The sequence below is a fragment of the Denitrovibrio acetiphilus DSM 12809 genome (assembly GCF_000025725.1).
Lineage (GTDB): Bacteria > Chrysiogenota > Deferribacteres > Deferribacterales > Geovibrionaceae > Denitrovibrio > Denitrovibrio acetiphilus.
Genome location: NC_013943.1, coordinates 1,360,122 through 1,385,972, shown reverse-complemented (window position 1 = coordinate 1,385,972; position 25,851 = coordinate 1,360,122). Strand labels below are relative to the sequence as shown.

Below are 25,851 nucleotides of genomic sequence, written 5' to 3'. Positions count from 1 at the left end.
TTCCTCTCCGGCTATATATTGTAACCAACGTCAAAAGCCTTAAGGTTCAGATCAGTTGTTTTTGGCGGAACTCTGTCTTTTATAGCCTGCTCCCAAGCTTCTTTTTTAAACGGAACCCCTTTCGCAAGGATTCCGAGAACGATCATACCTGCAACTTTCGGATTGCCGATCTCCATAGCCTTGGAAATAGCGTCTGTTTCATAGACCTTACTGAATTTTGTTTTTGTCTCTTCTATTTTTGCTTCAGGATAGTCGGCTGTTCCATCAGCAACAGACGGTGGAGCTATAACTTGTGTATTGAGCACAAGAATTGTATTTTCATTATAATAGTCCATGTATCTGAGAAATTCCATCTTTTCAAAAGAAACTATGATGTCAGCACTGCCGTCAGGTATAGTAGGTGCAAAGACCTCGTCTCCTACACGGATATGGGTAACAACGCTTCCGCCCCTCTGAGCCATGCCGTGTATTTCACTCTTTTTAACATCATAACCGTTAGCCAGTGCAACATCGCAGACGATATTGCTTGAAAGGACAGTCCCCTGCCCCCCGACTCCAACCATAAGAATATCAAGCTTCATCTATTTGCTCCTCTGCTCTATCGCGCCGAATTTACATACTTTGATACACAGGTGGCAGCCTGTACAGAGTGTCTCGTCAATATGTGCCACTCTCTTCTCTGCGTCCCACAAAATAGCAGGACAGCCGAGCCTTGTGCATATGGTGCAGCCGCTGCATTTGTCTTCGTGGATAAAATATGACTCTTCAATGACGCTTCTATCAGCAAATATACATGGTTTATTGGTTATTATAACACTTGGAGCTTTTTTGGAAGTTTCCTCTTTCAGAACTTCCATGCATTTTGTTATATCAAAAGGATCAACAATACGGATGTTGTCAGGGTTGACGCCAATGGATTTGCAGAGATTAACATAGTCTATCTTCGGAACAGGTTCGCCGTGAATGTCGCACCCTGAGCCTGCATTAGGCTGGTGTCCTGTCATGCCGGTAATAGTGTTATCCAGAATGACGACTGTTGAATGCCCTCGATTATAGACTGTATTCACGAGGCTGTTTATCCCCGTATGCAGAAATGTTGAGTCACCGATAACAGCAACGGATTTCTGCGACATACCATCTGCCGCCTTATCCAGTCCATGCGCCATACCGATGCTTGCTCCCATGCAAACCGTTGTATTAATAGCTTTCAGCGGAGGAAGCAGACCGAGAGTGTAGCACCCTATGTCTCCGGTCACAAAAAGCTTCAGCCTGTTTATTGCATAGAACATGCCCCTGTGGGAACATCCCGGGCACATATTCGGCGGACGAAACGGGAGGCTTGTATCGGTCTCAGGTTCATATTCTCTACCCTCAAAAAGTGCACAAACTGCATCAGCAGAAAGCTCACCGCAAAGACTTCTTTCAAGCTTCTCAACTTTGATGCCGGCAGCTTTTATCTCTGTTTCAAAGAACGGGTCAAGCTCTTCCACTACATAAAGTTTATCTACTAACTTACTGAATGCTAATATTTTTTTCATGGGTAAAGGCCATACCATATCCAGCTTAAGTGTGGATGCTTCCGGCAGTGCTTCACGAACATAATTATATGCTACACCAGCGCACACGACCCCAATAGATTTATCACGGATAACATAAGGGTTATATTTATCGCTTTCTGCAAGTTCAGTAATCTGCTCTTGTCTGTTTTCAACTATTTTGTGTTTTCTTCTGGCGTTAGCAGGAATCATAACCCATTTCTGGATATCGTTTTCAGGAGCAAATTTAGGAGCTTCGACCCTGTCTTCAAGCTCTACGACTGTCTGAGTGTGGGAAACACGTGTGCAGGATCTCACGAGCACAGGGGTGCAGAACTCTTCTGATATGGCAAAGCCTTCTTTTGTGAAGCGTTTTGCCTCTGCACTGTCACAGGGTTCGAGCATAGGCATTTTGCCAAATCTGGCGTAATGTCTGCTGTCCTGTTCGTTTTGGGAACTGTACATGTTCGGATCATCAGCAACGATAGCCACAAGCCCAGCATTGACACCAGTATAAGAAAGTGTCATTATCGGGTCAGATGCAACGTTCAAACCAACATGCTTCATGCATGTCATGGCTCGCTTTCCGCCGAGGCTTGCACCAATGGCAACTTCCATAGCCACCTTTTCATTCGTAGCCCACTCAGTATAAAATTCTTTATATTTCGAAGCGCATTCTGTTATTTCTGTACTCGGAGTTCCGGGGTAAGAGCTTACAACACCAACTCCCGCCTCATATGCGGCTCTGGCAAATGCCTCGTTACCGCTCAAAACTTTTTTCATCAGCCATTCCACCTTTCGATCTGCTTATATAGTTCATTTTCTGGATATTTATTTTTAAATGCTTCCATTATTTCCTGTTTCTTGTCTCCATCAGCGGCAAGATATGCTCTGTAATACCAGAGTGCAGTCATTTTACTACCAGAGAGATACTGCTCCTGATTCACGTCACCAAGCCCTGTATCAAATTTAAGTCCATCTGCAAGCTCTTTCAGGTCGCCTTCTACATTATTAAGAGGAGCCGCAGCTTCATCTCTCTTATCAGCAGAAATCAGAAGTTCAGCAGCTTTAAGGTTCACATATGCACCAAACTTAGGGTATTCGTCGCCTATCTCCAGAAACTTCCCAACTTGCTCTTTATCTCCCTGAGAAAGCATCACAAGCATTTCTAACTGCCCTGCTTTGTTTGCCATCATAGAGCTCTTGGACTGGTTCATGTTTTTAAAAGCGTATCCGGCAAGAAAAACCACAAGCAGCACAGCCAGTCCGCTGAGTAGTTTTTTGTAGTTATTTGCCAGAAAAAGATCCATCTTATCGACTGCTTCTTCTTCGATCTGTTGTTTCTGTTTCTTTCTGCTCACTTAAGCCTCCAGAGATTTAAAAAATATTTTTCTATTGTTTTCAAACACTTGATTTATTTCATCATTACTGAGTCCGGCTCCGGCTAAGATTTTCTGCGCCATCTCCACACTGACCCTGTCGCCTGGTGCGTGGTAGTCATTGTTTATCACAAGCTCACCGCCCAGCTCGAGCACTCTCTTTGCCACATGCCCATTTGTTATGCTGTGACCTTTGCGGGTACTTATTTCAAAATAGACATTTTTTGCTATTCCTTTCCTGATGGTATCATCACTGATAAGCCCGGGATGAGCCAGTATGTCAACCCCAGCCTCAACAGCAGCATCATTTGTACCTTCCGCAACGGGTTCTGTTATCGTTTCACCGTGAACAACTATAATATCTGCTCCGGCACTCCTTGCCTTTTCTGTAAGGTTCGGAATCTGTGCAGGTCGTACATGCGTGAGCTCCAGCCCAACCAGAACTTTAAACACTTCACTCTGAGCGTTAAACTCCTCTTTGAACCTGAGCTGATTTTCAAGTATATGCATATAATTAGACTCGTCAGCATGATCGGTGAAAGCCATACCAGCATAACCGTCAATCTCTGCCCTTCTTGCTGATTCAGATGGAATGAGAACGCCGTCACTGAAGGTTGTGTGAGTGTGCAGATCATACATTTTTATCATCTTGCCGCCCTGCTGCTTGTTTCCAGAAACTCTTTTATTATACTAAGCACTTCGTCGGCTGTGTCAACAACCTGAAGAAAGTTCATATCCGATTTATTAATATAGCCGGAGCCAAGCATTCTGTTTTTTATCCAGTCCACAAGTCCGCACCAGTAGTCTTTACCAACGAGTATTGTAGGGAAAGGTAAGATTTTACCGGTCTGGATAAGGGTTATAGCTTCAAAAAGCTCATCCATAGTACCAAATCCGCCGGGGAGTATGATAAATGCATTAGCATACTTAACCAACATCACTTTGCGTACGAAAAAATAGTCAAACGTGATTGATTTCTTCACATATGGATTAGGGCGCTGTTCGTAAGGAAGCTCTATATTAAGACCGACAGAGAGACCACCCTGTTCATGAGCTCCTCTGTTAGCTGCCTCCATAATCCCCGGACCGCCTCCGGTAAGAACAGTGATCCCTTCCGCTGCAAGCTTGGCGCCTATCTCTCTGGCAAGCTGATACTGAGGATCATCTTCTTTAACCCTTGCCGAACCGAAAACAGTGACTGCCGGATCAATCTTGGAAAGTTTTTCAAATCCCTCAACAAATTCAGCGAGAATCTTGAAAATGCGCCAGGTATCACCGACTTTCATATCGTCAATAAGGTACTGCATGTCATTTTGGTCAAACAAATCTTTCATCTATCACCTATCAGACAGTTAGAGTTCAATAAGATACACAAATTACAGGTTTTTATCAACAATCGTTTTCCTCCTTCCAAACATATTACAGTAACACAGTTTAATTATCCCTCTATATATTAATCTATATTGACTTACATAGGATAATTTGTTATTTGTTAGCAAAGAAAATAAATACTTACAGCACTGATTAACGACTGCACTTATTTTAACTAATTAACTATTTTCTTGACAGAACCGTTTCAGTGCAAACACGTTGCTAAATGTTAGGATTAGACGACTCACTATTATTTCTGATCAACAGATCATCCACACTCGCAAGGCAAGAGTTTGAAAGCAAACTCAGACAGTTCGACCTTACTCCTGCGCAGTGGGCTGTTCTCATAAGGCTTTCCGAACAGGACGGGCTTAATATGACAGAGCTCGGACAGCTCCTCTATTTCGACAAACCGACCACAACCGGTGTTGTTAACAGGCTTGTAAAGAAGAAATACGTTAAAAAGGTCAAAAACCGCAAAGACAGAAGAGTTACCCACGTTTTTGTCACCGATGCCGGCAAGGAAGCACTGCTACCTGTCGAACCTATTATTCAAGGGTATAGAGAGAACTTTTTCAAAGACATATCAGACGAAGATCACGAAATGGCAAAACGGGTTGTGAAAACTCTTATCAAAAACATCAAAGGAGCAAAATAGCCAGACAAAGGTTATTTGAATTTCCTTCAACACCATCATTAATTGTACGCATAGCAACTATCGCCAATATCTTTATGTCTTTATTCTCAAAATTAAATATATTACAGAATACAGCACAACCTTTCAACATAATAGATGTTTTTATCAGAAATTATTTCTTTAATTACAATGCTTTGCGTTAAACACGAAAAAAACTTCACATTTTTGCATCTTTTTTATACCAACTTTAGTAATGTTTATGATAAAGTTTGTGAAACTGGAGGCTAAACAAATGTTTAAACACCTTATTACTCTACTAACTGTCCTGCTGACAGTAACTTATTCTTATTCACTTACCATGGATGAAGCTGTGCAGACGGCTCTTGAAAAAAACTTTCAAATGCTCGCAAGCCAACATGAAGCCCTTGCCAGCAAATATATAGCTGAAAAAGCCAAAACGCCTTATATGCCGCAGGTTGAAGCTGAATATTCTTACCTCAACAGTTCAGAAAAGGCATACGGATATGTGGAAGATGAAATTGCAACATTCACATTGTCTGTAGGATACAACCTCTTTAACGGTTTCAGCGATATGTACAGCCTTAAAGCTGCAAAAAGCTCTTTCGCCGCCCAGAAATATAATACTGAAGCAGTGAAGCAGGACATAATCCTTTCTGCCAGAAAAGCTTTTATAGATGTTCTTGCAGCTATAGACCGGGTAACAGTTGCTAACAATGCATATGTGCTTCTCGAAAATCAACTGAAGGATACAACCTTATCTTACGAAGTTGGATACGTCGCCAAAAATGAAGTTCTTAAGGTCAAGGCAGAACTCGCATCCAGCATGCAGAATGTTCTGTCAGCCAAAAGCTCAGTGCGGACAGCCGTTTTTAACCTTGAAAAACTAATGAATACCGAGCTGGACAGTGGAGAAAGATTTATCCCCCTCTCCTCATACCCTGAAGAAATCGGAACATACAAAACTCTGCGGGAAATTATGGTTACGAACAGAAGCGAGCTTAAATATCTGAATGAACTTATAAATGCAAAGAATTACAGTATAAAGTCAACTAAAGGCGGCTATTTGCCCAGTGTTGAGATCGGAGCAGCTTACAACACCTATGGAGAAGATATGTCCCCATCAGGCAGAGATTACACTTATGACAACGAAACTGTCCTGTCCCTTAAAGTTAACTTAAGTGTTTTTGACGGGCTGAATAAATACAACACAACAAGATCCCTTCAGGAAGATAAGCTTTCTATGATAAATACTATGCGCGAAACAAAGGCGAACATGAGCCTTCAGTTAAAAAATGCTCTCGAGAATTTTGACCTTGCAAAAGCGAGCCTGACATCAGCAGAAAGTGAGCTTGAATCAGCACAGGAGAACTACCGCATAACGCAAAATCAATTCAAGCAGAAAGTTGCTACAAACACTGACCTTCTGGATGCTAGAGTTATGCTGACAAGGGCAGAAAATACTTACAATAATGCAAAATTCGACATACACAGAGCAGTGGCAGACGTTGAAAGAATCATCGAACAGGATATTTGATAAAAATCAAGTACAACCTGAGGGTTGTTTCTACGCACCCCTCGTTTCAATTTATGCGGTAGAAGACATAGCACCACGCATTTATGCGTGTATGAATGAGCTAATCACAGCTTTAGAGCTTACAAGTCATTGCGAGGAATGTAATGACGAAGCAATCTCAGGGTTAACTAACGAGTTCAGAGACTGCCACACCCCTGCGGGCTTCGCAGTGACGTATTTTGCATATGCTCTGGCTGTGACAACGAAGTTGTAAATTCGTGTGTTAAGCACGTGCTAATCACAGCTTTAGAGCTTACATGTCATTGCGAGGAATGTAATGACGAAGCAATCTCAGGATTAACTAACAAGTCCAGAGACTGCCACACCCCTGCGGGCTTCGCAGTGACGTATTTTGCATATGCTCTGGCTTTGACAACGAAGTTGTAACTTCGTGTGTTAATCACGTGCGAAGCAATAAAACCACAGTTTTTTTTTCGCCGTGGGAATCTATAAGCCTTCGCGTTTAAGCATCTGTCTGACTTCTTCTGGATAAACAGCTCTTGCGATCGCCTCATTTTTTGTTATCAAACCATTTTTAAAAGCAGCGAGCAGAGATTGACTCATTGTCTGCATACCATGCTCCCCCTGCCCTGTCTGCATCGCACCGTAAACCTGATGAAGTTTGTCTTCCCTGATTAGGTTGCGGATGGCTGATGTAGGAACAAGCACCTCACACATCATGACACGCCCTTTTCCGTCGGCTGTCTGTACCAGTTGTTGAGAGATTACACCTTCGAGAACAAAGGACAGTAAAGCCCTTATCTGGGACTGCTGATAGGGTGGGAAAACATCGATTATACGGTTAACAGTCTGTACTGCACTGTTAGTATGAAGTGTCCCCATACAAAGATGCCCTGTCTCTGCAATAGTCATCGCGGCCTCTATAGTCTCTGTGTCGCGCATTTCACCAATAAGGCATACATCAGGATCCTGACGCAGTAAATACTTAAGGGCTGATTTAAACGATTTTGTATCTGAGTTAAGCTCACGCTGGTTTACAGTTGCCACCTTATGCTGGTGGATAAATTCGATAGGATCTTCCACAGTCAGAATATGTACAGGGTCTTCAGAATTAATCTTATCTATCATAGCTGCAAGGGTCGTTGACTTACCGCTTCCGGTTGGACCGGTAACAAGGACAAGCCCCCTCGGACGTTTACAAAGCTCCTGCACAACAGGGGGCAGGTTAAGCTGGTCAAAAGCACGGATATCATAGGGTATAACTCTGAAAGCTGCGGCTACAGCTCCCCTTTGCATAAAGACATTCACACGGAATCTGCTGAGATTCTCCACTCCGAAAGAGAAATCAAGTTCCCAGTCATCTTCAAAGCGTTTTTTTTGCTGGTCGTTCAGAATACTGAAACATAAAGACTTTGTGTCGGCTCCGGTCATAGGAGCGCCGTCCATACGGACAAGGCTGCCGTTTATCCTCAGCACAGGCGGTGTGCCTGCTGTAATATGCAGGTCGCTTGCGCCTTCCTGAACCATTCTAGCCAGTAGTTCCTGCAGATTATACATTTTATATCTCCTTAGCTGAGTCCGAGTTCTCCGCTAATGGTTTCAACAGAAAACTCAGGATAAACCCCCGTCCATATTTCAAAAGCTTTCGCTGCCTGATAGACAAGCATAGAAAAGCCGTCTAGTAAGCCGCATGATGAACCCCGCATCGATTGTAGAAAAGGGGTAAGTCCTTTCTTATACTGCAAGTCCACAGATGCACAGGAACACTCCACACGGTTCATGTCCGGAAAGTTTCCATCCTCCAGCCCTATTGAGGTTCCGTTGATGACATAGTGAAATCCACTGTCACCCTTTATAAAATTATAATCCTGCAATTGCACATTGTCAAAGCTCATAGACTTAAGAACTGCTTCTGCTTTTGAAAGAGTTCTATTAACCACAGTGAGCCTTACATTATATTTTTTTAAAACATATAATACAGCCATGGACGCACCGCCACAGCCCAAGAGGAGCACATCCTTTCCGCTCAGGTCATACCCGGCATCCAGAAGCATCCTTTCAAACCCCTCTGCATCAGTGTTAAACCCCTCAAGCCTGTCACCTATCCGCACAGTATTCACAGCGCCCACTGTCTCTGCAACAGGATCGAGCGTGTCAACGATATCAATAACAGCCTGCTTATGTGGAACAGTAACATTTACACCTTTAAAACCATACTGTCGCAGCGTGAGAAATGTTTCCTTCAACGATTCTCCGCCGTCAGTCTCAAAACAACAGAAGCCACCGTTAATCCCGCTGCTTTTCAAAAAGCAGGTCTGAATAAACGGAGAGAAAGAGTGCTGAAGAGGCTGTCCCACAAGTCCAAGGTTTACAAACAATTCTTACTCCTGTTTATTTTCCGTTACGTTTGCCGTTTTTGCCGTTCATAGGAACAGAATTTGTGTCAAAAGGCTCAACAAGCCCAGCAGAGATAATAAACTTTATGCCGTCTTCGATAGGTATTTCTGGGTCTATGACTTCACTTTTCGGCACTATGAGTATAAAACCTGATGTAGGGTTCGGAGTGGTCGGAATAAAAATATTTACGCAGACCTCGCCTGTTGCTTTATTCAGAAACTCTGATGAGTCTTTAGTTATAAAGCCGAAACTGTAAAGTCCTTTTCTCGGGTATTCAATCATAACAACTTTTTTAAAGCTGGAACCGCTTGTGGTCTGAAACGCATCCACTATCTGTCTGATAGAAGAGTAGACGCTTCGGACTATCGGAATATTTTCCGCTATATACTGGATAAGGCCAAGTATTTTACGCCCTAAGTAGTTTCTGGCAAAGAGCCCTATCGTAATCAGGAGAAAGATTATCACTGAAAATGATATAATCTTTTGAACTGAGTAAGGCATTGAAACATCAAACTTCTGTGTCAGCATTACAAGGTATGGGAGAAAGAAACCTGAAAATTTCTGAAATACGAATGTTATGAACCAATAGGTTACAGCAAGCGGTAAAGTCGCAAGAATACCTGCGATAAGTGCGCGCTGAAAAAACATCCTGATCTTACTGAGCATTATGCCCTCCGCAAAAATAATTAGCTGTGTTTATATAATTGTCTTTCAAGCAGTCTGTCATAGCCGCTCCACCCTGACTCAACTCCCTCTTTCTCAAAAATAGAGGCGAACGTATTAAGTTTTGCATCCATATCATCGAGATGATGAAGTATGAACGCTTCAGGTGTTTTGGGCTTCTTTGGTGAGCCAAACTCAAGAAATCCGTGATGGCTCAGGATCATATGATTAAGCAAAAACTTTGTTTCCGCAGGAAAACCGTCTATTTTAGAGATGTATACATTCAGGATTTCGACACCGAGAACAAGATGCCCGAGCAGTTTACCGCTGTCGGTATATTCAAGCCCTGTTCCAGCCTGAAGCTCCTGTATTTTGCCCACGTCATGAAACAATGCGCCAAGAATGAGCTGTTCTTTATTTACCATCTCTTTATAGAAATCTCCCAGCATTGCCGCCATCTTTACTATACTGAGAGTATGTTCCAGCAAACCTGAAAGATAGGCATGATGTACGGATTTAGCTGCCGGCATTTTTTTGAATAACGCTACAGCGTCTTCATCACTCAGGAATGCATCAACAAGTTTTGTCAGGTACTCATCATTTATGTTTTCTATAAGAATAGTCGAAAGTTCTTCGAACATAGCATCGGCGTCCAGCCCCTTCTTGGGGAGGAAATCAGCAGGGTCAGCATCTGTCAGCAGTTTCATGCTGTTAATTTTAAGCTGATCCTGCCCTGCGTACGTTTGCAGAATACCTATCGCTTCAACGATATTTCCATTCTGAGGGTCAAAATCAAGCTTATCACTTTCAAACATTATGCCGTTACGTCTGGCGCCCTCTTTGTCGCAAAGTATTGTACGCAAATAGTCCTTACCATCTTTGGTCTTACTTTTTATAATGTCTGTGAGCATATATTTAACAGGTATTTCCAACTTATCGTCCCCCTACGGTTATCTTAGGTATTCTGAGTGTGGGCTGAGCATCTGAAACAGGCACCTCCTGCCCTTCTTTTCCGCATGTTCCTATGCCGAACCCTATGTCGGAACCCAGCATATCTATCTCCCTCATAACTTTTGGTCCATTGCCGATGAGTGTTGCATTTTTGACGGGGTCACAAAGCTTTCCATTAACAATGGTATACCCTTCGGTAACTTCAAAAACAAAGTCACCCGTGACAGTATTAACCTGCCCACCGCCCATACGTGCAACATAGAGCCCTTTATCAACTGACTTAATGATATCTTCCGGTGTTTCGCTGCCTGGCATTATCATAGTATTTGTCATACGGACTATCGGTCTGTGTTTATAACTTTGCCTGCGTCCGTTTCCGGTCAGGCATATATTCTCTTTTGCGCTGTAAAGCCTGTCTGTCATGTAGCTTTTTAAAACGCCTTTATCTATAAGGATGTTAGTCCCAGACTTAACGCCTTCATCATCATATATGAAACTACCTCTTTTGTGCTCCAGCGTCCCATCGTCCACAACAGTAATAATATCTGCTGCTACTTTCTGACCAAGTTTTCCTGCATAGACACTCATGCCGTTACATGCAAGATCCGCTTCAAGCCCGTGCCCTACAGCCTCGTGCACCATAGTACCGCCTGCGGAAGAACCAAGAACAACAGTCATCATCCCCGCCGGAGCGTGCCTTGCAGAAAGGTTTTTCAGAGCAAGCCTGGCAGACTCTTCGGATACAGAGATAAAGTCCAGTGACTGTACTTCCGGCTCACCGTAAAGACCGCCCAGAGGTATATACCCCTGCTGCATATCTTTACCGTCTGATGCTACGGCAGCCGTATATCCAGTCACATAGCAAAGGCTCTGGGATATGTCGCTACCATCAGTATTTATGACTCTCGTATCCTTTAATTGTTCAGAATAAACGCTTGTAGACTGGATTATTCTACTGTCACATCTGGATGCCTTGTCCATATCTGATACAATCTGTATCTTGTCTGCAATATCTTTTTCTGACGGAGCCAGATATAATTTAACTGAATCCCTAGAAGTGACAGCAATATCTTTTTCATACCCCGCCTTTAATGCAGAGGTAAGCTCTTCCGATGTTTCCGATATGCTCTTTTCACTGAAATTGTTGGTATAAGCGAAGAAAGTCTTGTCACCATCGATAACACGCAGAGCGAGCCCGCTGTCCACAGCATTTTCAACTCTGTCCAGTATCTTGTTTTCGAATACTGCTGCCTGCTTTTTCGATGACTCTATAAAAATTTCTGCGTACTGACCATAAGATGAGAGTTTTTTCAGCGTGTCATAGAGCAGTTCCTCAGAAACTTTACCACTCATCGACATTTTCACTCTCCTGTGTGGAAATATTCTCTATATACACACCGTCCTGCTTCAGCTCGTCAAGAACACGCAGAACTGTTTTATACGTATTGTCGGTAGCATATAAAACCACAGAACCGGTTTTGGCGTCCACAGTGCGCACTATAGCTATATTTTCGTATGAATCCATTATACTGTTAAGGAGAATGACATCCTTCTTCATTATGTTACATTTAACTTTAACCGTGTGAGGCATCGTCAAACTCCATCAGATGTGCCCTGCAAAAATCAAGGTCAGCGACAACACTGTCCATCTGAAAATGCTTGGAGTTCTCCAGATAGACAACTTCAAGATTCATATTTCTGACTTTTTCTATAAACTTTTCTGGTGACTTCTGAAGATACTTAAAGTCGAAAAGAAAAAAACCGCTCTCGAAAAGAAGCCCGCTTTTACGGATAAAAATCCCCTCGTCCCTGGCAAACTCCAGATCTTTTTTGCTGAATTTATCTATCTCCGCAGTAAGGGCGCCATAGCTGAAAAGGTCAATTTTGGCGCTCATCCCCCTGCATTTCATTCCATCCATATCATAGTCGATGAAAACAGGAAACCTGTCCAAAGACGTAAAGTTTATCCTAAAAATATTTGGTTCAGGATTCAACCTTCCCCTCCGACAGTTTAAAGTTCTTTCTGATATTTTCCAGAATACCGTTTACCAGTGAAGCAGATTTTTCATCGCTGTATTTTCTTGCCAGTGTGACAAAGTCATTTATCACAGCATAGTACGGGGCTTCCTGTCGAAACAGTTCATGCACCGCCACCCGCAGGATATCTTTCTCAACCTCTCCCATACGTTCGTATGTCCAGTCGGAGCGGATATATCTGCATATAATTTCGTCATTTGCATCAACAGACTCCGCAGCACCTGTGAAAAGCCTGTTAGCAAACTCAATGACGCTTTCATCTTCTTCTTTAACGGAATTCCAGAACGTTTTAGTAATCTCTTTCGGGGTATAATCTGCAATGATGAGCTGGTACATCATCATATAGGCAAATTTACGTCCCCTTGTACGAGCCTTAAAGTTTTTCTTCATTTATACCATCTTCATAACGTTGACCATTTCCAGTGCGGACATGGCAACTTCTGCGCCTTTATTACCGTGTTTTGTGCCGGCTCTCTCAATAGCCTGCTCAATGGTGTCTGTGGTAAGTACGCCAAAGATAACTGCAATGCCGCTGTCGAGAGCTACTTTTGCAACGCCTTTAGATACTTCTGCTGATACAAAGTCAAAATGAGGTGTAGAGCCTCTGATCACAGCCCCAAGGGTTATAACACCATCATACTTGCCTGTTTCTGCTATCTTTTTACAAAGCAGTGGTATTTCAAATGCACCCGGTACTTTGAAAACTTCTATATCAGATTCTTCAACCTCATGACGGACGAGTGCATCAACAGCACCGCCGATAAGGCTTTTTGTTATAAAATCATTAAAACGACCTGCAACGATCGCGAATTTAAGTCCTTTTCCAGTGTAAATACCCTGATGAGTTGTTACGTTCATTCCAGTTTCTCCTTAATCTATCTCAAGATGATGTCCCATCTTCTCTTTTTTGGTTTTCAGGTATGTATGATTATACTCATTCAGCCCGCATGTTATGCCTACACGCTCCACAACCTCCAGCCCAAAGCCGGAAAGAGAGCGTATCTTTTTGGGGTTGTTTGTCATAAGTCTGATCTTCTTTATCCCCATGTGGCGTATCACCTGTGCTCCGAAACCATAATCACGGAGGTCTTCCTCAAAGCCGAGTTCAATGTTCGCCTGTATAGTATCCAGCCCCTCATCCTGAAGATGGTAAGCATTGATCTTATTCAGTATACCAATCCCGCGCCCTTCCTGAAACATATAAAGTACAGCACCACGCCCTTCTGCCTCAACGAGTTCCATAGCACGGTGAAGCTGCGCCTGACAGTCACATCTTTCAGAACCGAAAACATCTCCTGTAAGGCACTGTGAATGTACTCTCAGCAGAACAGGCTCATCAGACCTTACATCGCCTTTCCATATCATTACAGCTTCCTGACCGTCAACTCTGCTTTTAAAACCGGTCATATTGAAGTTGCCGAAGCTGGTGGGCATTTTTGCTATCGTTGTTTCTTCGATAAGCTGTTCATGCTCCATTCTGTATTCGATAAGAGATGCTATTGTAAGTATCTTCAGGTCGTGCTCGTCAGCAAATTCTTCAAGCTGTGGCATTCTTGCCATACTGCCGTCATCATTCATGATTTCACATATTACAGCGCCCTGATTGCTCAGTCCGGCAAGCCTCGCAAGGTCAACAGACCCTTCTGTCTGCCCTGTGCGTACGAGAACCCCGCCTTCTCTGGCTCTAAGGGGGAAGATGTGCCCTGGTCTCGCCAGATCTTCTGCACCTTTTGTAGGGTCGTTCGCTACACGAACAGTCTGGGCTCTGTCGTGGGCGGAAATACCTGTAGTCACGCCCTCTTTAGCCTCTATGGAAACTGTGAATGCTGTGCCGAATCTCGCGGAATTGCTGTCTTCGCTGACCATAAGGTCGAGCCCGAGCTCATCGCATCTGCTGGACGGCATAGCCAGACATATCAGCCCTCTGCCGTATTTTGCCATAAAATTAATCTTTTCCGGTGTAACGAAATCGGCTGCAAAAACAAGATCGCCCTCGTTTTCGCGGTCTTCATCATCGGTAAGTATTACCATTTTGCCGTTGCGGATGTCTTCTAATGCTTCCTCAACTGTGGCAATTCTACTACTAGACATTAATAATCCTCCTGACCGATTAAACCGCTAAGGTTATCCATCAATGTATCTGTCTTTTCTAAACTTTTCAATAATTTCTCAAGATATCTTGAGATCATATCAACCTCTAAATTCACTTTTGATCCCTGCCGTTTCCCTTTGAGCGAAGTTCCCTCGTAAGTATGCGGAATAACCGCAACCTCGAAAGTACCGTTTGAACACCTTGCCGTTGTGAGACTTATGCCGTCTACACAAACAGAACCTTTGGATGCAAGATATTTGTCTATATCATCCGGGTAACGTATCGTAAGGATATATGCAGACTGGTTCCTGGTAAACTTTTCAATAGTGCCCACAGCATCAACATGACCACTGACAAGGTGTCCGCCAAGCCTTGTGGACAGTGTGAGCGCACGTTCAAGATTCACTCCTGAACCATTTGTTATATCCGCAAATGTACTCTTTTTTATTGTTTCATATGAAATGTCGGCACAGAATGTATCTGTCCCCATAGACGTAACAGTAAGGCATACACCGTTAACAGCGATGCTGTCTCCAATCTGCGTTGACTCGAGCACCTTGCTGCACTTTATCTTCAAAACAGCGAAATCGCCCTTTCTGTCTATGGATGAGACCGACCCGACCTCTTCTATTATTCCGGTAAACATTATTTATCCTTTCCACAACCGCATGCGCAGCACCCTCTGACCTTCTCTGTCAGATCGAGAACTGATGTTTTATAATCAGTGATTTTACCTGATATCATCAGATCACCCTCAAAATGTTTTGACTGCACTTCTTTTAATTTATACGCCTGTGCAACATTTTCAACACCGTTTCCGCCAACAGAGGAGACACTCCCCCCCATTATCATCATTGCTATGAAGATATTAACTTTATCCACAAGCCCTGCATCGAAAAACTTACCGGCTGTTGTACCGCCGCCTTCAATCATAACATTTAATATACTACGCTCCACAAGCTCATCAGAGAGTACATTGAGATCAAGACTGCCATCACCTCCAAGAGTTATGACGTCTGCTCCTTTGTTTCTGAGAGCCTCTGTTATACGGGATTCTGCGCAGGTGACATATATCAGTTTATCCGCACTGTTCTCAACTAACTTTCTGTCAAGAGGCATCCGCCCTTTCGGGTCGAGCACAATTTTAAACGGGTCACGGTCTGATTTTACCATTCGGACATTCAGTTCAGGGTCATCAGCTATCACTGTGTTAACGCCAACAAGTATGGCGTCAGACACGGCACGCATGTAATGTGTGTATGTACGTGACGCCTCAGAACTTATCCATTTGGAGTCACCCGTGGAGGAAGCTATTTTACCGTCCAGCGTCTGAGCTGTTTTAAAGGTGTAGTAAGGCTTCTTTTCTGTGATAAATTTAACGAAATCTTCTATAATGGATGCGCAGAGGTCTTCCATATAACCTACATAAACCTCTACACCATGATTTTTCAAGTATTCAACGCCCTTACCCGCCACAAGAGGGTTCGGGTCAACAACACCTATAAAAACACGCCTGATGCCGCTTTTGACGATCTTCTCCACACATGGAGGAGTCTTGCCGCTATGGGAACAGGGCTCCAGCGTTACATATAAGTCCAGCCCTTCTGTGCTGACAGGACAGGAATCTATGGCATTCACTTCAGCATGGGGTCCCCCATATGCCATGTGCCACCCGCGGGAAAGAATCTCACTCTGGTTGGCAACGATAGCCCCAACAACAGGATTTGTCTTCGTATATCCTTTTCCAAGAAGTGCCAGCTGTGCGCACTCCTGCATTACGTCTAATGGATTAAGCAGTTTTTCTTCCAACTTTCCTCTCCGTTCCGTTCAGTATCCTGCCGATATTGCTTCTGTGCAGGATTATTATCAATACCGCTATAACGATAGTAAAGTATTTCAGGTGTTCCCACGAAGAGATAAACCAAGCTGAAACAGCAATAGTCACAGCAGCACACATCGAGCTGAGAGATATCATTCTGTATATGGATATCAGAACAGCAAACACCACAGCAGCAATAGCTGTTGATATAGGAGCAAGCGCAATAAAAACTCCCAGACCGGTAGCAACGCCCTTCCCCCCCTTGAACCCAAGAAAAATGGTAAAAGTGTGTCCGAGGACAACAGATATCGCACCAAGAAGCACAAGGTCGCTTTCACCATAGATATATTTAAGGATGAGTACAGGTACAAGTCCCTTAAGCGCATCCAAAACGAGTACAGATATAAAGCCCCACTTTCCGAGGATACGGGAAGCATTACTTGCTCCCACATTTCCACTGCCGACGGTGCGGATGTCCACACCTTTCAGTTTCTTCACAAGTATATAGGCAGTCGGTATTGAGCCTATCAGATAGCATAAAATTATTATAAGAGCTATTGTCATTTCCCCACCACAAGTTTGTGCAGCCACGACCTTTCAAGCCCAACAGCGTCAGACTCGCAGACTTCGTGACAGCAGAAACATTCTATACATTTCTTCTTATCTACAAAAGGAAAATCGTTAATAACCGCAATAGCGTCAACAGGGCAACTCTTCATGCACAGCATACAGAGGATACATTTTTCATTGAGAACAACAGGCTTAACATAGACCTGCTTCGCCACCAGTTGCTTTAAGAAAGGCGGCAGATAAACTTTTTTAGATAAAGATTTTTTAATAAGAGGGATATTTGTTTCAGGCACATCTATATGACTTTTATCATATCCGGCAGCAATTGCGGCTTTGGTTGTGAGACAGAATTCATCTTTAAGCCCCACCATCCTTGTTACAGCTATATCAAGCCCCACTGCATCAGAAGACGCAGCAGCTATCCCAAGCTCAACAGGAGTTCCCTTTGAGGGTCCGTCCCCTTCCATCCCGATTATCCCGTCTATGATATTCATGGTCTTGTGACCTAATATTCCAAAGTATTTGTAAAGCTGAGCGGCAAGCTCTGTATCGACAGGAAAATCTCTGTGATAGCCAACTTTTGCGGTTCCAGGGATAAGCCCGAAGAGATTTTTGACAGCAAGAGTCATACCTGTGAGACCATGAGTCTTAAGTTTCGGCAGGTTGAGGATTATATCCACCTCTTCTGCCAGTGAAGAATAAACGATTCCGCCCCTGCTCACAGGTTCAAAACTTTCCACACGCACAACGTGTACGCCTGTTTCTTCAGCAACCTTGGTCATGCCCGTAACTTCCAGAACTTTGTCATATTTGCCAAAGTTGGCACCGGGGCTGTCTCCGAGCCAAAGCTCAGCTTCAGTATATTCTCTTAAGATTCTGATGACTGTTCTGACAAAATCCGGATGGGTTGTGACCGCTTTTTCAGGAATGGACGCAGATAAAAGGTTAGGTTTTATGAGAATTCTTCTGGCACCTGCCAGCCTATCCCTTTCACTGTAAAAATAATTTTCTATCATCTTTTGCAGGGATGTGTCGTGATACCCCTTGCAATGAGCTTTATATATGTTGTTCATCTTCCATATTTTCCAGCTGTTGTTTTCGGTATTCTTCAGAATAGTTTTTGAAATATACCCAGCCGGAATGCAGCGATAATATTACTGAAACATAAACTATTATTTGACCTATGAGCAAAATATCTATACCCAGCAGTTGGTTTTTCCATATTATACAACCGACGCCGATCATCTGAAATACGGTCTTGATCTTTCCGCCTCTCCCCGCAGCAATGACAGTGCCTTTACTGGCAGCGACATTACGTAGAGCTCCTATGAGCAGGTCACGCCCTATTAAAATGATAACTACAACAGCTCCCAGCCTGCCAAGCTCAACCAGAAGCACAAGTGCAGCAGTAACGAGTATCTTGTCTGCGACAGGATCAAGTATCTTCCCAAGGTCTGTTACTATGTTATGTTTTCTTGCTAAATGACCGTCAACAAGGTCTGTGAGGGCCGTAAATGTGTAGATCACGGTTGCAATAATGTTTGTCCAGTATCTGTCAAAATACAGAAGTACTATAAATATCGGCACCATAGCTATACGTGCCAGCGTTATCTTGTTTGCGATGTTCATCTGATTGCGGAAAGGCATAAACATCTCCCTTATTTAATCGGTGAATTATAATACATACATGCAGGCGACAATACCAGCAATATTCTTGCTATGTTTAATTTAATGGAAATACACGTCAGAGCATTTCTCTTCGATAAACTTTTCAACATGCTTCTCAGCAAGACGTGCAATTTTCATATCCAGCAGTTCATCGACAAGCTTGTGGCAATCACTGATGTTAAGCGCACGAATAATCATACGAGCTTTAAGAAGTCCCGCAGGGCTCATGCTCAGACTACGGTACCCGAGACCTATCAGCATCGGAATATATTTCGGCTCCCCCGCTATTTCCCCACAGACAGTACACTCTATCCCTGCTGCGTTTGCGCTTTCAATAATCTTTTTCAGCGTACGTATAACAGCCGGATGGGTGGGTCTGTAAAGATATGCCACAAACTCATTATTCCTGTCTATTCCGAGGGTGTACTGTATTAAGTCGTTTGTCCCTACACTGAAAAAGTCAACTTCAGCAGCTATAAAGTCACTTATAACCGCAAGTGAAGGGAGCTCCATCATGACACCTTTCTTTATGTTTTCATCAAAATCAACGCCTTCAGCCCTAAGTTCGGCTTTAGCTTTTTCTAGGGCATCCAAACATTTATGATACTCTTCCATCCCGGATATCATCGGAAAGAGCACATGGACATCACCATATGCAGAAGCTCTGAGGATTGCACGGAGCTGTTTATTAAAAAACTCATGATATTTTAGTGAATAACGTACAGCACGAAGCCCCATAGCAGGGTTCTGCTCTTTTGGATGAGGCATATATTTTGAGAGCTTATCGGCCCCGAGGTCAAATGTTCTAACCACAAGAGGCAGTCCGCCGTTTTCCAAAGCCGCAGCTTTTAATATTCTAAACTGTTTATCTTCGCTGACGTTTCCGTGCTCCATATAAATATATTCTGTGCGATAAAGCCCTACCCCGTCATGACGGTAGTTGTTAGAAAGATAAAGTTCGTCATTCAGTTCTATATTGCTGTAGGTAGATATGCGTTCACCGTCTTTTGTGACGGATTCTTCGTCTTTAAGTTTAGCAAGGTCTTTGATGTATTCGGCATAACGGCTGTCTTTGTAAGCGTAACTGTCAAGAGTCTGTTCATCCGGGTCTACAATAACAACACCCTCAAAACCGTCAATAATAATAAGATCACCATCTTTTGCTGCCGAAGCTATGTCTTCCAAACCGACTACAGCAGGTATCCCCAACGATCTTGCCAGTATCGAGGTATGAGATGTACGACTCCCTAGATCTGTAGCAAAGCCTTTGATATTTTTTCTGGTCATCTGAGACGTATCAGACGGGGTGAGGTCGTGGGCAATTATTATATCGGCATTGGCAGCATCAAGAACAGTGTCCATCTCTTGATCGCTCATAAAACGCAACACTTTCTGAACGATATTATTTATATCTGATTTGCGCTCACGAAGATACTCGTTCGCGGACTTATCAAACTGCCCCATGAGGTATGCACCGGCTTTACTCAAAGCATACTCTGCATTTACAAGCTCGTTTTCTATCGTCTGCTCTGCGGCTCCTATGAGCATATTGTCACGCAAAAGCATCAGGTAAATATCAAAGATAAAAGCATGTTCTTCCGCAAGGAAATCCTCGCTCATATTTTTGGATGTTTTAATAAATTCCGCAGTTTTCTCTACCCCGACCGCCAGCTTAACTTTTTCAGACTCTACTTCAGAAGCGTTAATACTGTATCTGCGTACATGTATTTTCTGCCTGTCTAAAATATAACAGCGCCCGATAGTTATGCCGTCACTGGAGGGGATACCTTTGAGAAGTTTCAACGTTCTTCACCAAACCTGCTGCTGATAAGCTCTTTCAAAGCACTTAGTGCTTCCTCTTCATCCTCACCACAAATATCAACAGATATACATGAACCTTTACTTGCGGCAAGCATCATCAGCCCCATTATACTTTTACCATTAACTTCCATTCCATCTTTTTTAACTTTGATATCTGACCTGAATTTTTCTGAGGTTTTTACAAAGGCTCCGGCAGCACGTGCATGCATACCGAGCTCATTGACAATTTCAATTTCTTCTTTAACTCCCACCTCTATACTCCTGTAAAATATAAGAAAAAACCTGTTATAAAAAGCATTCCGACAAGTCCGAAAACTATGTCGATCTTTCTGGCGACCGCCAAACCTAACAGCAGGTATACAGTCAGCACACCAAGTACCAGAGGGTTAAAATCAACACATTCCTTCACAAGGAATGATAGAAATACTCCTAACATAAATGTCGAAACCATGTCCATGTGGCGTGGCCACCTGTTAAAGCTGATCCTGTTAAAAAACACGATCACGTCACGCCCAAGGGTATACCCCACCCTATAACCTCCTAAACGGAAGGTAAGATGAAATGTATTATATAAAACCAGATACGTTATAAGTCCGGCAAAAGGGTCATGAAACCCTATCATTGCGGCTATTATAAAACAGAACGGACGAAGTGAGTGCCAAAAGAAACTGTCACCAAGAGCACCAAAAGCAGAGGAGTACACTTTCTTATAGAAATCCGGCTCTCCACCGTTCTTATATTCTTTGACCCACATACCAAAGATAAAGTTCGCAAGGTATGGGTGAGTATGGAAATACTCAGTTTCTCTTTCTAAAACATCTTCGCTCAGCTCAATCCCTTCACCTTTAGCGGCATGCTTTATCATATAGGCAAAGCCGGTCCCCTGCATATTTTCATGATTAAGGTTTGACTGATAGATAAGGCTTCTGATGCCGACAAATAATTCTTTCACAGTACCCCCCAGCCGACCATAAGTCCGCAGGCAAAAATAAGATATTTAAATATCGAAGGGACGGAAAGAAAACGGAGGATATAGCCGGATAGAAATGTGAATATCATCAGAGAAAACAGAAAGAGGTTAACATTATGCTCCAGATGACCACGGATAAAATTGTATATGACATACACAAGCAGAGTGCCCAGCCCATAGACGACTACGCCTCTAACAAATGCCAGCAAAATCCCGAAAAATAAGAGCTGCCCTGTATTGACTCTGCCCTTTTTATGCTGGCGAAGATAAAGTTTCTGATTAACAGACCTTCCGAGGGCACATGTAAATGTAACAGGAAACATCAGAAGGACTGTGAGAAGAAAGCCAAGAACAAACTCATCTGTATGCTCTATAGGTAAAAGGACAAAAAGCATACACGCAGCGAAAGCCCCGAAAGAGTCCTCTTTTGGAATACGGGTTCCGAAAGGAACATCAATCAGACCTATAGCTTCGTAAACCAGCCCTATAAAGAAGCATTCATGCGGGTTGCCAAAAATAATCCCCAGCACAAAAGCAACAACAATGGGTCTGGACAGCATAAAATTAAATGCGGCAAACCTATCAACAGATATTAGCCCCGCATATACGGCTGCCAGAACAAAACTCAAAGATTACCCTCCAGCAGATCAGTAAAATTCCTGATCTCCACGCTCGTTTCCCAAGGCACTTTGTGAATGTAAACATTATAATCTTCTCTTATCCGGCAGACTTTATGTATCTCTTCCGGATTGAGAAATACTGTATTTGATACTTCTATCTTGTGCTCACGGCTTGCAACACAGCCGATATTGATATAGACCTTGTCATTCAGAAGGTCTTTTATTTCATAAAGATCGTCCACTGTCTCAACAATGATAAGCACATAATCTTTTTTGTATCTGTTTGAGTTATATGAGGACATAAATTCGCTTAAAGTACAGATAGTAAGTTCCGTACCCGGGGGCAGTGAGCTTGAATAAATCATTTTCTGGAGCGGATCGGACGCAACTCTATTGTTAACCAGAACAACATGGTTAATTTTAAAATATTTTACCCAACCTTCTATGACCTGTCCGTGTATGAGTCTGTCATCTACACGAAAAATAATCTTTTTCATCAGTTCCCTTTTAGAAGCTGCCCTGCCACTATGATGCTTGCCTTTCCCGATTCTGCACAATCTTCACATATGGCGGACAAAGATTTATTCTCCTTTCTGACGCTAATTGCTTTTATGAGCATAGGGAGGTTAACCCCTGAAACTACTTCAACATTTTTGGAACCGAGGTAAGCCATAGAGATGTTGGACGGACTTCCGCCAAACATGTCAGTAAAAACTATCGCACCGGATGTTGAGTATTTCTCTATGGACGACTCAATCTCGTCTGCTATGCTCGAAAGGGAAGCCCCCTCCTGCATTGATATTGTCTCTATACTGTCCTGCTTTCCTACTATCATCTCAGCAGTTTTTATGAGTTCAGAGCCAAAAGAGCCGTGTGTTACCAATATAAGTCCGATCATCTGATCACCTGTCTATATCCCTGTGTCTAATATTTACCTTGTGAGATGTTTTTTTCTCAAGGTACTCTGCAATAAATTCGACATTCGCAACAGACCTGTGTCTGCCGCCTGTGCACCCTATGGATACGGTGAGAAATTTCTTACCCTCCCGTAAATATTTCGGGATAAGGAATCCCAGCATCTCCTTAAGGTGTTTTAAAAACTTTTTCGCGGCAAGGTCTGAAAACACATACTCTCTGACCTGTGTGTCCAAACCGGTCTGGCTGCGAAGCTCATCTACAAAAAACGGATTCTTGAGAAACCGTACGTCAAAAACCAGATCAGAATCCTGCGGCAGCCCGTATTTGAAACCGAAAGACTGCACAGTAATAATCATTCCGTTATCGTTACCCTCTGAAAAAGCATCCTCAAGTCTGCTTTTAAGCTGATGAACATTAAGCTGAGATGTGTCAATAGCAAGGTCTGCAAGCTCTCTCACAGGCCAGAGCATTTCACGCTCAGAAGCGATAGCCTCCACAAGAGTTTCCCCCATAGGGTGCTTTCTTCTGGTCTCTTTGTATCTTTTCAGAAGAACATCATCACCGGCATGAATGAATACTATCTTTGCATTATACTTCTCTTTCAGCAGATTTATCTTTTCGCACACCAAGGCTATATCTTTGCTTCTGGCGTCAATAACCAAGGCAACCTTATGCAGGTCGTTATCGAAACCGAGCATAAGCTCAACAAGCTTATCCAACAGTTTTAGAGGAAGATTATCAATAGTGTAGTAGCCCATGTCCTCCATAGTCGAAGCCGCAACCGACTTCCCGCCACCGGAAAGACCTGTGAGAACAACAAGTGATTTATCAAATCCCTTCATTACTACTCCACTCTTTTTCTTCTGATTATATCATCAATATCCCTGTAGGGATGAGTTCTTTCAGCGTTAGGATTTATGCTGTGGAGTAATCTGTCAGAAAACTCTTTAGCAGAATCGTACCCCATTATTTTAAGCAGATGATTACGTGCCGCTACTTCGACAATAACAGCCATGTTGCGCCCTGCACTGATGGGGAGAATTATCTTAGGAACTTCAAGCTTAAGTATCTCAACCGTAAGATTATCAAGACCAAGTCTATCATAAGATGCATCAGGATTCCAGTCCGTAAACTCTACAACAAGTTCAAGTTTTTTCCTCTGACGGATAGCAGTGACACCGAACATATCTTTGATATTCAGTATACCAAGCCCGCGGACTTCCATGTGATATCGGAGAATACCAGAGCTCTGCCCCTCAAGATATTCCTGTATTTTACGAAAATGAACAGCGTCATCAGCAACAAGCCTGTGACCACGCTTTATAAGCTCTATTGCGCATTCACTCTTGCCTATCCCGCTGCGCCCTGTAATGAGAACGCCTATACCAAAGATATCCATAAATACACCGTGCTGATGAGTTTCCGGTGCAAGCTGCTCTTCAAGATAAAGCATAATCCCCTGTATAGCATCAGAGCTGGGCAGATGTGTTTTCAAAAGAGGCACGTTGTGAGACTTAACAGCTTCCAGAAGTTCTTTTGGAATATGTAGATTTTTTGTGACAATAAAACAGCATACCCCTCTTTTGCAAAGATGGGAGATAGATTCGAAACGCTCCTCAGGTTTAAGTGTCCAGAGATAAGATAGTTCTGTATTACCCAGAACCTGCACACGCCCCCCGTGGATATGGTCGGCAAAACCAGCCAGTGCCAGCCCCGGTTTCTGTATCCGGTAGTTGTTTATGTACCTGTTTTTTAGTTGCTGTTTGCCGTACACCAGCTTTAGCTGAAGGTGCTGAGCATCAACACCCAGCAGATCGGCAACAGGCACTGCCTTGTTCATTAGAGTTTTGCTTCCTCCTCTTCAAGGATAGCACATACATCTGCTGAAGTTATATTATCAGCAAGAACTTTATTCTTAAACTCTGTCAGCTTCACAAGCCTGCTGATGCGGGCGAGTGTCTTAAGATGCAGGTTCATTTGCTTTTCCGGTGCGAGCAGTAGAAAAAACAGTCTCACAGGTTCACCGTCACAAGCACCGAAACCTATACCAGTCCTGCTTATGCCGATAAGAATCGCCATATCATCAAGATTTTTAAGTTTTGCATGTGGTATAGCAACCTGTTCACCCACGCCCGTACTGCCCAGCGCCTCTCTCTCTGTTAAAGCAGAGAGAGCGACATCAGGCTTATCTATTTTTCCGGCTTTCACCAGAGCATCTGTCAGTTCTTTAAGCACAGCTTCTTTATCGCCCGCTTCAAGAGTTACAACACAATTCTCGTCTATATATCCGACAAGTCCCATTTAGTTATGCCTCTCAGGACTCAATGAGTCCGATGTTCCCATCGTCACGCTGGTAAACAACAGCCACTTCGTTTGTATCAGAATTTCTGAAAACAAAGAAAGGCTTGTTCAGCAGATCCATCTGCATAACAGCTTCTTCAGGATCCATAGGCTTAACAGGCATCTCTTTTGTGATAATGATGCGTGTTTCACTGTCTTCCACACTCTGAGAATCAAGGATATTAAGTTTCAGCGGTGTGTCATAGTCTTTGTCCTGAATCTTTTTGTCTTTGAGCTTCTCTTTGTATTTAACAAGCTGCTTTTCAATTTTGTCCACTGCGAGATCAATTGATGCATAAAGGTCTTCTGATTTTTCTAGACCTTTCATAAATACGCCCTTTGCAGAAACAAGAACTTCAACAATGTGCACGTTTTTCTGTACTTCAAGCAGTACATTTGCATCTGTTATATAGTCAAAGTATTTTTCCAGTTTGGAAACCTTCTTTTCTGCGTAATCTCTAATTGCATCAGTTAATTCAATGTTTCTGGCAGTTATCTGGATATTCAT

The 25,851-nt window shown here is 43.1% G+C and carries 34 protein-coding genes; 3 read left to right on the top strand and 31 right to left on the bottom strand.

Features of this window, described 5'->3' with window-relative positions; translation table 11 throughout:
- Positions 1 to 11: 11 nt before the first annotated feature.
- From DACET_RS06730 to DACET_RS06710, 5 genes are read right to left on the bottom strand one after another with little or no spacing between them, the layout of a single operon-like run.
- On the bottom strand, positions 12 to 581 hold the full coding sequence (locus tag DACET_RS06730; RefSeq protein WP_013010635.1) for an indolepyruvate oxidoreductase subunit beta: 570 nt from the start codon (positions 579 to 581) through the stop codon (positions 12 to 14).
- Entirely contained in the window at positions 582 to 2,318 is a 1,737-nt protein-coding gene (iorA, locus tag DACET_RS06725; protein WP_013010634.1) for an indolepyruvate ferredoxin oxidoreductase subunit alpha, read from the bottom strand.
- A complete protein-coding gene (locus DACET_RS06720; RefSeq protein WP_013010633.1) occupies positions 2,318 to 2,896 on the bottom strand; it encodes a hypothetical protein in 579 nt (192 codons plus the stop codon). Before DACET_RS06720 ends, iorA begins: the two co-directional genes overlap by 1 nt.
- Positions 2,897 to 3,562, bottom strand: coding sequence for a histidinol phosphate phosphatase domain-containing protein (locus DACET_RS06715; protein WP_013010632.1), 666 nt, complete (start codon positions 3,560 to 3,562; stop codon positions 2,897 to 2,899).
- Positions 3,559 to 4,248, bottom strand: a complete 690-nt coding sequence (locus DACET_RS06710; RefSeq protein ID WP_013010631.1) for an LOG family protein — start codon at positions 4,246 to 4,248, stop codon at positions 3,559 to 3,561. The genes DACET_RS06715 and DACET_RS06710 overlap by 4 nt, the downstream gene beginning before the upstream one ends.
- A 263-nt stretch (positions 4,249 to 4,511) precedes the next feature.
- Here DACET_RS06710 and DACET_RS06705 point away from each other — a divergent pair, with 263 nt between their 5' ends.
- The 3 genes from DACET_RS06705 to DACET_RS16255 all read left to right on the top strand — a co-directional run bounded on the left by DACET_RS06705 (position 4,512) and on the right by DACET_RS16255 (position 6,730).
- Positions 4,512 to 4,943, top strand: coding sequence for a MarR family winged helix-turn-helix transcriptional regulator (locus tag DACET_RS06705; protein WP_013010630.1), 432 nt, complete (start codon positions 4,512 to 4,514; stop codon positions 4,941 to 4,943).
- A gap of 271 nt (positions 4,944 to 5,214) precedes the next feature.
- A complete protein-coding gene (locus DACET_RS06700) occupies positions 5,215 to 6,477 on the top strand; it encodes a TolC family protein (protein WP_013010629.1) in 1,263 nt (420 codons plus the stop codon).
- A 91-nt stretch (positions 6,478 to 6,568) separates the two neighbouring features.
- Positions 6,569 to 6,730, top strand: a complete 162-nt coding sequence (locus tag DACET_RS16255; protein ID WP_169304200.1) for a hypothetical protein — start codon at positions 6,569 to 6,571, stop codon at positions 6,728 to 6,730.
- 46 nt (positions 6,731 to 6,776) lie between these two features.
- Here DACET_RS16255 and DACET_RS16440 read toward each other — a convergent pair whose 3' ends face one another.
- The 26 genes from DACET_RS16440 to hpf all read right to left on the bottom strand — a co-directional run bounded on the left by DACET_RS16440 (position 6,777) and on the right by hpf (position 25,851).
- On the bottom strand, positions 6,777 to 6,920 hold the full coding sequence (locus tag DACET_RS16440) for a hypothetical protein (protein ID WP_211204109.1): 144 nt from the start codon (positions 6,918 to 6,920) through the stop codon (positions 6,777 to 6,779).
- 43 nt (positions 6,921 to 6,963) lie between these two features.
- Positions 6,964 to 8,034 carry a type IV pilus twitching motility protein PilT gene (locus DACET_RS06695; RefSeq protein WP_013010628.1) on the bottom strand — a complete coding sequence of 357 codons (1,071 nt, stop codon included), beginning with the start codon at positions 8,032 to 8,034 and terminating at the stop codon, positions 6,964 to 6,966.
- A gap of 11 nt (positions 8,035 to 8,045) precedes the next feature.
- The gene (aroE, locus tag DACET_RS06690) at positions 8,046 to 8,855 is read right to left on the bottom strand and encodes a shikimate dehydrogenase (protein WP_013010627.1); all 810 of its coding nucleotides are present in this window, start codon (positions 8,853 to 8,855) and stop codon (positions 8,046 to 8,048) included.
- A gap of 13 nt (positions 8,856 to 8,868) precedes the next feature.
- A complete protein-coding gene (locus tag DACET_RS06685; RefSeq protein WP_013010626.1) occupies positions 8,869 to 9,540 on the bottom strand; it encodes a DUF502 domain-containing protein in 672 nt (223 codons plus the stop codon).
- 20 nt (positions 9,541 to 9,560) lie between these two features.
- The gene (locus DACET_RS06680; protein ID WP_013010625.1) at positions 9,561 to 10,469 is read right to left on the bottom strand and encodes a 3'-5' exoribonuclease YhaM family protein; all 909 of its coding nucleotides are present in this window, start codon (positions 10,467 to 10,469) and stop codon (positions 9,561 to 9,563) included.
- Position 10,470: 1 nt separating this feature from the next.
- Entirely contained in the window at positions 10,471 to 11,841 is a 1,371-nt protein-coding gene (locus DACET_RS06675; RefSeq protein ID WP_148214157.1) for a TldD/PmbA family protein, read from the bottom strand.
- Complete coding sequence (locus tag DACET_RS06670; RefSeq protein ID WP_013010623.1) at positions 11,831 to 12,079, bottom strand: DUF4911 domain-containing protein; 249 nt, start codon at positions 12,077 to 12,079, stop codon at positions 11,831 to 11,833. Before DACET_RS06670 ends, DACET_RS06675 begins: the two co-directional genes overlap by 11 nt.
- Complete coding sequence (locus tag DACET_RS06665) at positions 12,063 to 12,482, bottom strand: hypothetical protein (protein ID WP_013010622.1); 420 nt, start codon at positions 12,480 to 12,482, stop codon at positions 12,063 to 12,065. Before DACET_RS06665 ends, DACET_RS06670 begins: the two co-directional genes overlap by 17 nt.
- A complete protein-coding gene (nusB, locus tag DACET_RS06660) occupies positions 12,472 to 12,915 on the bottom strand; it encodes a transcription antitermination factor NusB (RefSeq protein WP_013010621.1) in 444 nt (147 codons plus the stop codon). The genes DACET_RS06665 and nusB overlap by 11 nt, the downstream gene beginning before the upstream one ends.
- Positions 12,916 to 13,383, bottom strand: a complete 468-nt coding sequence (gene ribH / locus DACET_RS06655) for a 6,7-dimethyl-8-ribityllumazine synthase (protein ID WP_013010620.1) — start codon at positions 13,381 to 13,383, stop codon at positions 12,916 to 12,918.
- A gap of 12 nt (positions 13,384 to 13,395) precedes the next feature.
- On the bottom strand, positions 13,396 to 14,616 hold the full coding sequence (locus DACET_RS06650; protein ID WP_013010619.1) for a bifunctional 3,4-dihydroxy-2-butanone-4-phosphate synthase/GTP cyclohydrolase II: 1,221 nt from the start codon (positions 14,614 to 14,616) through the stop codon (positions 13,396 to 13,398).
- Positions 14,616 to 15,263, bottom strand: coding sequence for a riboflavin synthase (locus DACET_RS06645; protein ID WP_013010618.1), 648 nt, complete (start codon positions 15,261 to 15,263; stop codon positions 14,616 to 14,618). Before DACET_RS06645 ends, DACET_RS06650 begins: the two co-directional genes overlap by 1 nt.
- The gene (gene ribD / locus DACET_RS06640) at positions 15,263 to 16,426 is read right to left on the bottom strand and encodes a bifunctional diaminohydroxyphosphoribosylaminopyrimidine deaminase/5-amino-6-(5-phosphoribosylamino)uracil reductase RibD (protein WP_013010617.1); all 1,164 of its coding nucleotides are present in this window, start codon (positions 16,424 to 16,426) and stop codon (positions 15,263 to 15,265) included. The genes DACET_RS06645 and ribD overlap by 1 nt, the downstream gene beginning before the upstream one ends.
- Positions 16,407 to 17,000, bottom strand: coding sequence for a glycerol-3-phosphate 1-O-acyltransferase PlsY (plsY, locus tag DACET_RS06635; protein WP_013010616.1), 594 nt, complete (start codon positions 16,998 to 17,000; stop codon positions 16,407 to 16,409). Before plsY ends, ribD begins: the two co-directional genes overlap by 20 nt.
- Entirely contained in the window at positions 16,997 to 18,079 is a 1,083-nt protein-coding gene (locus tag DACET_RS06630; RefSeq protein ID WP_013010615.1) for a DUF362 domain-containing protein, read from the bottom strand. The genes plsY and DACET_RS06630 overlap by 4 nt, the downstream gene beginning before the upstream one ends.
- Positions 18,063 to 18,653: a CDP-diacylglycerol--glycerol-3-phosphate 3-phosphatidyltransferase gene (gene pgsA / locus DACET_RS06625; RefSeq protein WP_013010614.1), complete on the bottom strand. Its 591-nt coding sequence runs from the start codon at positions 18,651 to 18,653 to the stop codon at positions 18,063 to 18,065. The genes DACET_RS06630 and pgsA overlap by 17 nt, the downstream gene beginning before the upstream one ends.
- Positions 18,654 to 18,734: 81 nt before the next feature.
- Entirely contained in the window at positions 18,735 to 20,477 is a 1,743-nt protein-coding gene (gene ptsP / locus DACET_RS06620; protein ID WP_013010613.1) for a phosphoenolpyruvate--protein phosphotransferase, read from the bottom strand.
- A complete protein-coding gene (locus tag DACET_RS06615; RefSeq protein ID WP_013010612.1) occupies positions 20,474 to 20,746 on the bottom strand; it encodes an HPr family phosphocarrier protein in 273 nt (90 codons plus the stop codon). Before DACET_RS06615 ends, ptsP begins: the two co-directional genes overlap by 4 nt.
- Positions 20,747 to 20,748: 2 nt before the next feature.
- Positions 20,749 to 21,447 (bottom strand): PTS system mannose/fructose/sorbose family transporter subunit IID, encoded by a 699-nt coding sequence (locus DACET_RS06610; RefSeq protein WP_013010611.1) that lies wholly within the window; start codon positions 21,445 to 21,447, stop codon positions 20,749 to 20,751.
- Positions 21,444 to 22,094 carry a PTS sugar transporter subunit IIC gene (locus tag DACET_RS06605; protein WP_013010610.1) on the bottom strand — a complete coding sequence of 217 codons (651 nt, stop codon included), beginning with the start codon at positions 22,092 to 22,094 and terminating at the stop codon, positions 21,444 to 21,446. The genes DACET_RS06610 and DACET_RS06605 overlap by 4 nt, the downstream gene beginning before the upstream one ends.
- Complete coding sequence (locus DACET_RS06600; protein WP_013010609.1) at positions 22,091 to 22,582, bottom strand: PTS sugar transporter subunit IIB; 492 nt, start codon at positions 22,580 to 22,582, stop codon at positions 22,091 to 22,093. Before DACET_RS06600 ends, DACET_RS06605 begins: the two co-directional genes overlap by 4 nt.
- Positions 22,582 to 22,983, bottom strand: coding sequence for a PTS sugar transporter subunit IIA (locus DACET_RS06595; protein ID WP_013010608.1), 402 nt, complete (start codon positions 22,981 to 22,983; stop codon positions 22,582 to 22,584). The genes DACET_RS06600 and DACET_RS06595 overlap by 1 nt, the downstream gene beginning before the upstream one ends.
- A 4-nt stretch (positions 22,984 to 22,987) precedes the next feature.
- Entirely contained in the window at positions 22,988 to 23,845 is an 858-nt protein-coding gene (gene rapZ / locus DACET_RS06590; protein WP_013010607.1) for an RNase adapter RapZ, read from the bottom strand.
- A 2-nt stretch (positions 23,846 to 23,847) separates the two neighbouring features.
- Positions 23,848 to 24,843 carry an HPr(Ser) kinase/phosphatase gene (hprK, locus tag DACET_RS06585; protein ID WP_013010606.1) on the bottom strand — a complete coding sequence of 332 codons (996 nt, stop codon included), beginning with the start codon at positions 24,841 to 24,843 and terminating at the stop codon, positions 23,848 to 23,850.
- Positions 24,843 to 25,304 carry a PTS sugar transporter subunit IIA gene (locus DACET_RS06580; protein ID WP_013010605.1) on the bottom strand — a complete coding sequence of 154 codons (462 nt, stop codon included), beginning with the start codon at positions 25,302 to 25,304 and terminating at the stop codon, positions 24,843 to 24,845. The genes hprK and DACET_RS06580 overlap by 1 nt, the downstream gene beginning before the upstream one ends.
- A gap of 13 nt (positions 25,305 to 25,317) precedes the next feature.
- Positions 25,318 to 25,851: a ribosome hibernation-promoting factor, HPF/YfiA family gene (gene hpf, locus DACET_RS06575; protein WP_013010604.1), complete on the bottom strand. Its 534-nt coding sequence runs from the start codon at positions 25,849 to 25,851 to the stop codon at positions 25,318 to 25,320.

What these genes read in the sequence shown, in the direction of transcription:
- DACET_RS06730 (WP_013010635.1), bottom strand. Translation starts at nt 581, where the DNA reads ATGAAGCTTGATATTCTTATGGTTGGAGTCGGGGGGCAGGGGACTGTC.
- iorA (WP_013010634.1), bottom strand. Translation starts at nt 2,318, where the DNA reads ATGAAAAAAGTTTTGAGCGGTAACGAGGCATTTGCCAGAGCCGCATAT.
- DACET_RS06715 (WP_013010632.1), bottom strand. Translation starts at nt 3,562, where the DNA reads ATGATAAAAATGTATGATCTGCACACTCACACAACCTTCAGTGACGGC.
- DACET_RS06710 (WP_013010631.1), bottom strand. Translation starts at nt 4,248, where the DNA reads ATGAAAGATTTGTTTGACCAAAATGACATGCAGTACCTTATTGACGAT.
- DACET_RS06705 (WP_013010630.1), top strand. Translation starts at nt 4,512, where the DNA reads ATGTTAGGATTAGACGACTCACTATTATTTCTGATCAACAGATCATCC.
- DACET_RS06700 (WP_013010629.1), top strand. Translation starts at nt 5,215, where the DNA reads ATGTTTAAACACCTTATTACTCTACTAACTGTCCTGCTGACAGTAACT.
- DACET_RS16255 (WP_169304200.1), top strand. Translation starts at nt 6,569, where the DNA reads ATGAATGAGCTAATCACAGCTTTAGAGCTTACAAGTCATTGCGAGGAA.
- DACET_RS06695 (WP_013010628.1), bottom strand. Translation starts at nt 8,034, where the DNA reads ATGTATAATCTGCAGGAACTACTGGCTAGAATGGTTCAGGAAGGCGCA.
- DACET_RS06685 (WP_013010626.1), bottom strand. Translation starts at nt 9,540, where the DNA reads ATGCTCAGTAAGATCAGGATGTTTTTTCAGCGCGCACTTATCGCAGGT.
- DACET_RS06675 (WP_148214157.1), bottom strand. Translation starts at nt 11,841, where the DNA reads ATGAGTGGTAAAGTTTCTGAGGAACTGCTCTATGACACGCTGAAAAAA.
- DACET_RS06670 (WP_013010623.1), bottom strand. Translation starts at nt 12,079, where the DNA reads ATGCCTCACACGGTTAAAGTTAAATGTAACATAATGAAGAAGGATGTC.
- nusB (WP_013010621.1), bottom strand. Translation starts at nt 12,915, where the DNA reads ATGAAGAAAAACTTTAAGGCTCGTACAAGGGGACGTAAATTTGCCTAT.
- ribH (WP_013010620.1), bottom strand. Translation starts at nt 13,383, where the DNA reads ATGAACGTAACAACTCATCAGGGTATTTACACTGGAAAAGGACTTAAA.
- DACET_RS06650 (WP_013010619.1), bottom strand. Translation starts at nt 14,616, where the DNA reads ATGTCTAGTAGTAGAATTGCCACAGTTGAGGAAGCATTAGAAGACATC.
- DACET_RS06645 (WP_013010618.1), bottom strand. Translation starts at nt 15,263, where the DNA reads ATGTTTACCGGAATAATAGAAGAGGTCGGGTCGGTCTCATCCATAGAC.
- plsY (WP_013010616.1), bottom strand. Translation starts at nt 17,000, where the DNA reads ATGACAATAGCTCTTATAATAATTTTATGCTATCTGATAGGCTCAATA.
- DACET_RS06630 (WP_013010615.1), bottom strand. Translation starts at nt 18,079, where the DNA reads ATGAACAACATATATAAAGCTCATTGCAAGGGGTATCACGACACATCC.
- pgsA (WP_013010614.1), bottom strand. Translation starts at nt 18,653, where the DNA reads ATGCCTTTCCGCAATCAGATGAACATCGCAAACAAGATAACGCTGGCA.
- DACET_RS06600 (WP_013010609.1), bottom strand. Translation starts at nt 22,582, where the DNA reads ATGAAAAAGATTATTTTTCGTGTAGATGACAGACTCATACACGGACAG.
- DACET_RS06595 (WP_013010608.1), bottom strand. Translation starts at nt 22,983, where the DNA reads ATGATCGGACTTATATTGGTAACACACGGCTCTTTTGGCTCTGAACTC.
- rapZ (WP_013010607.1), bottom strand. Translation starts at nt 23,845, where the DNA reads ATGAAGGGATTTGATAAATCACTTGTTGTTCTCACAGGTCTTTCCGGT.
- hprK (WP_013010606.1), bottom strand. Translation starts at nt 24,843, where the DNA reads ATGAACAAGGCAGTGCCTGTTGCCGATCTGCTGGGTGTTGATGCTCAG.
- DACET_RS06580 (WP_013010605.1), bottom strand. Translation starts at nt 25,304, where the DNA reads ATGGGACTTGTCGGATATATAGACGAGAATTGTGTTGTAACTCTTGAA.
- hpf (WP_013010604.1), bottom strand. Translation starts at nt 25,851, where the DNA reads ATGAATATCCAGATAACTGCCAGAAACATTGAATTAACTGATGCAATT.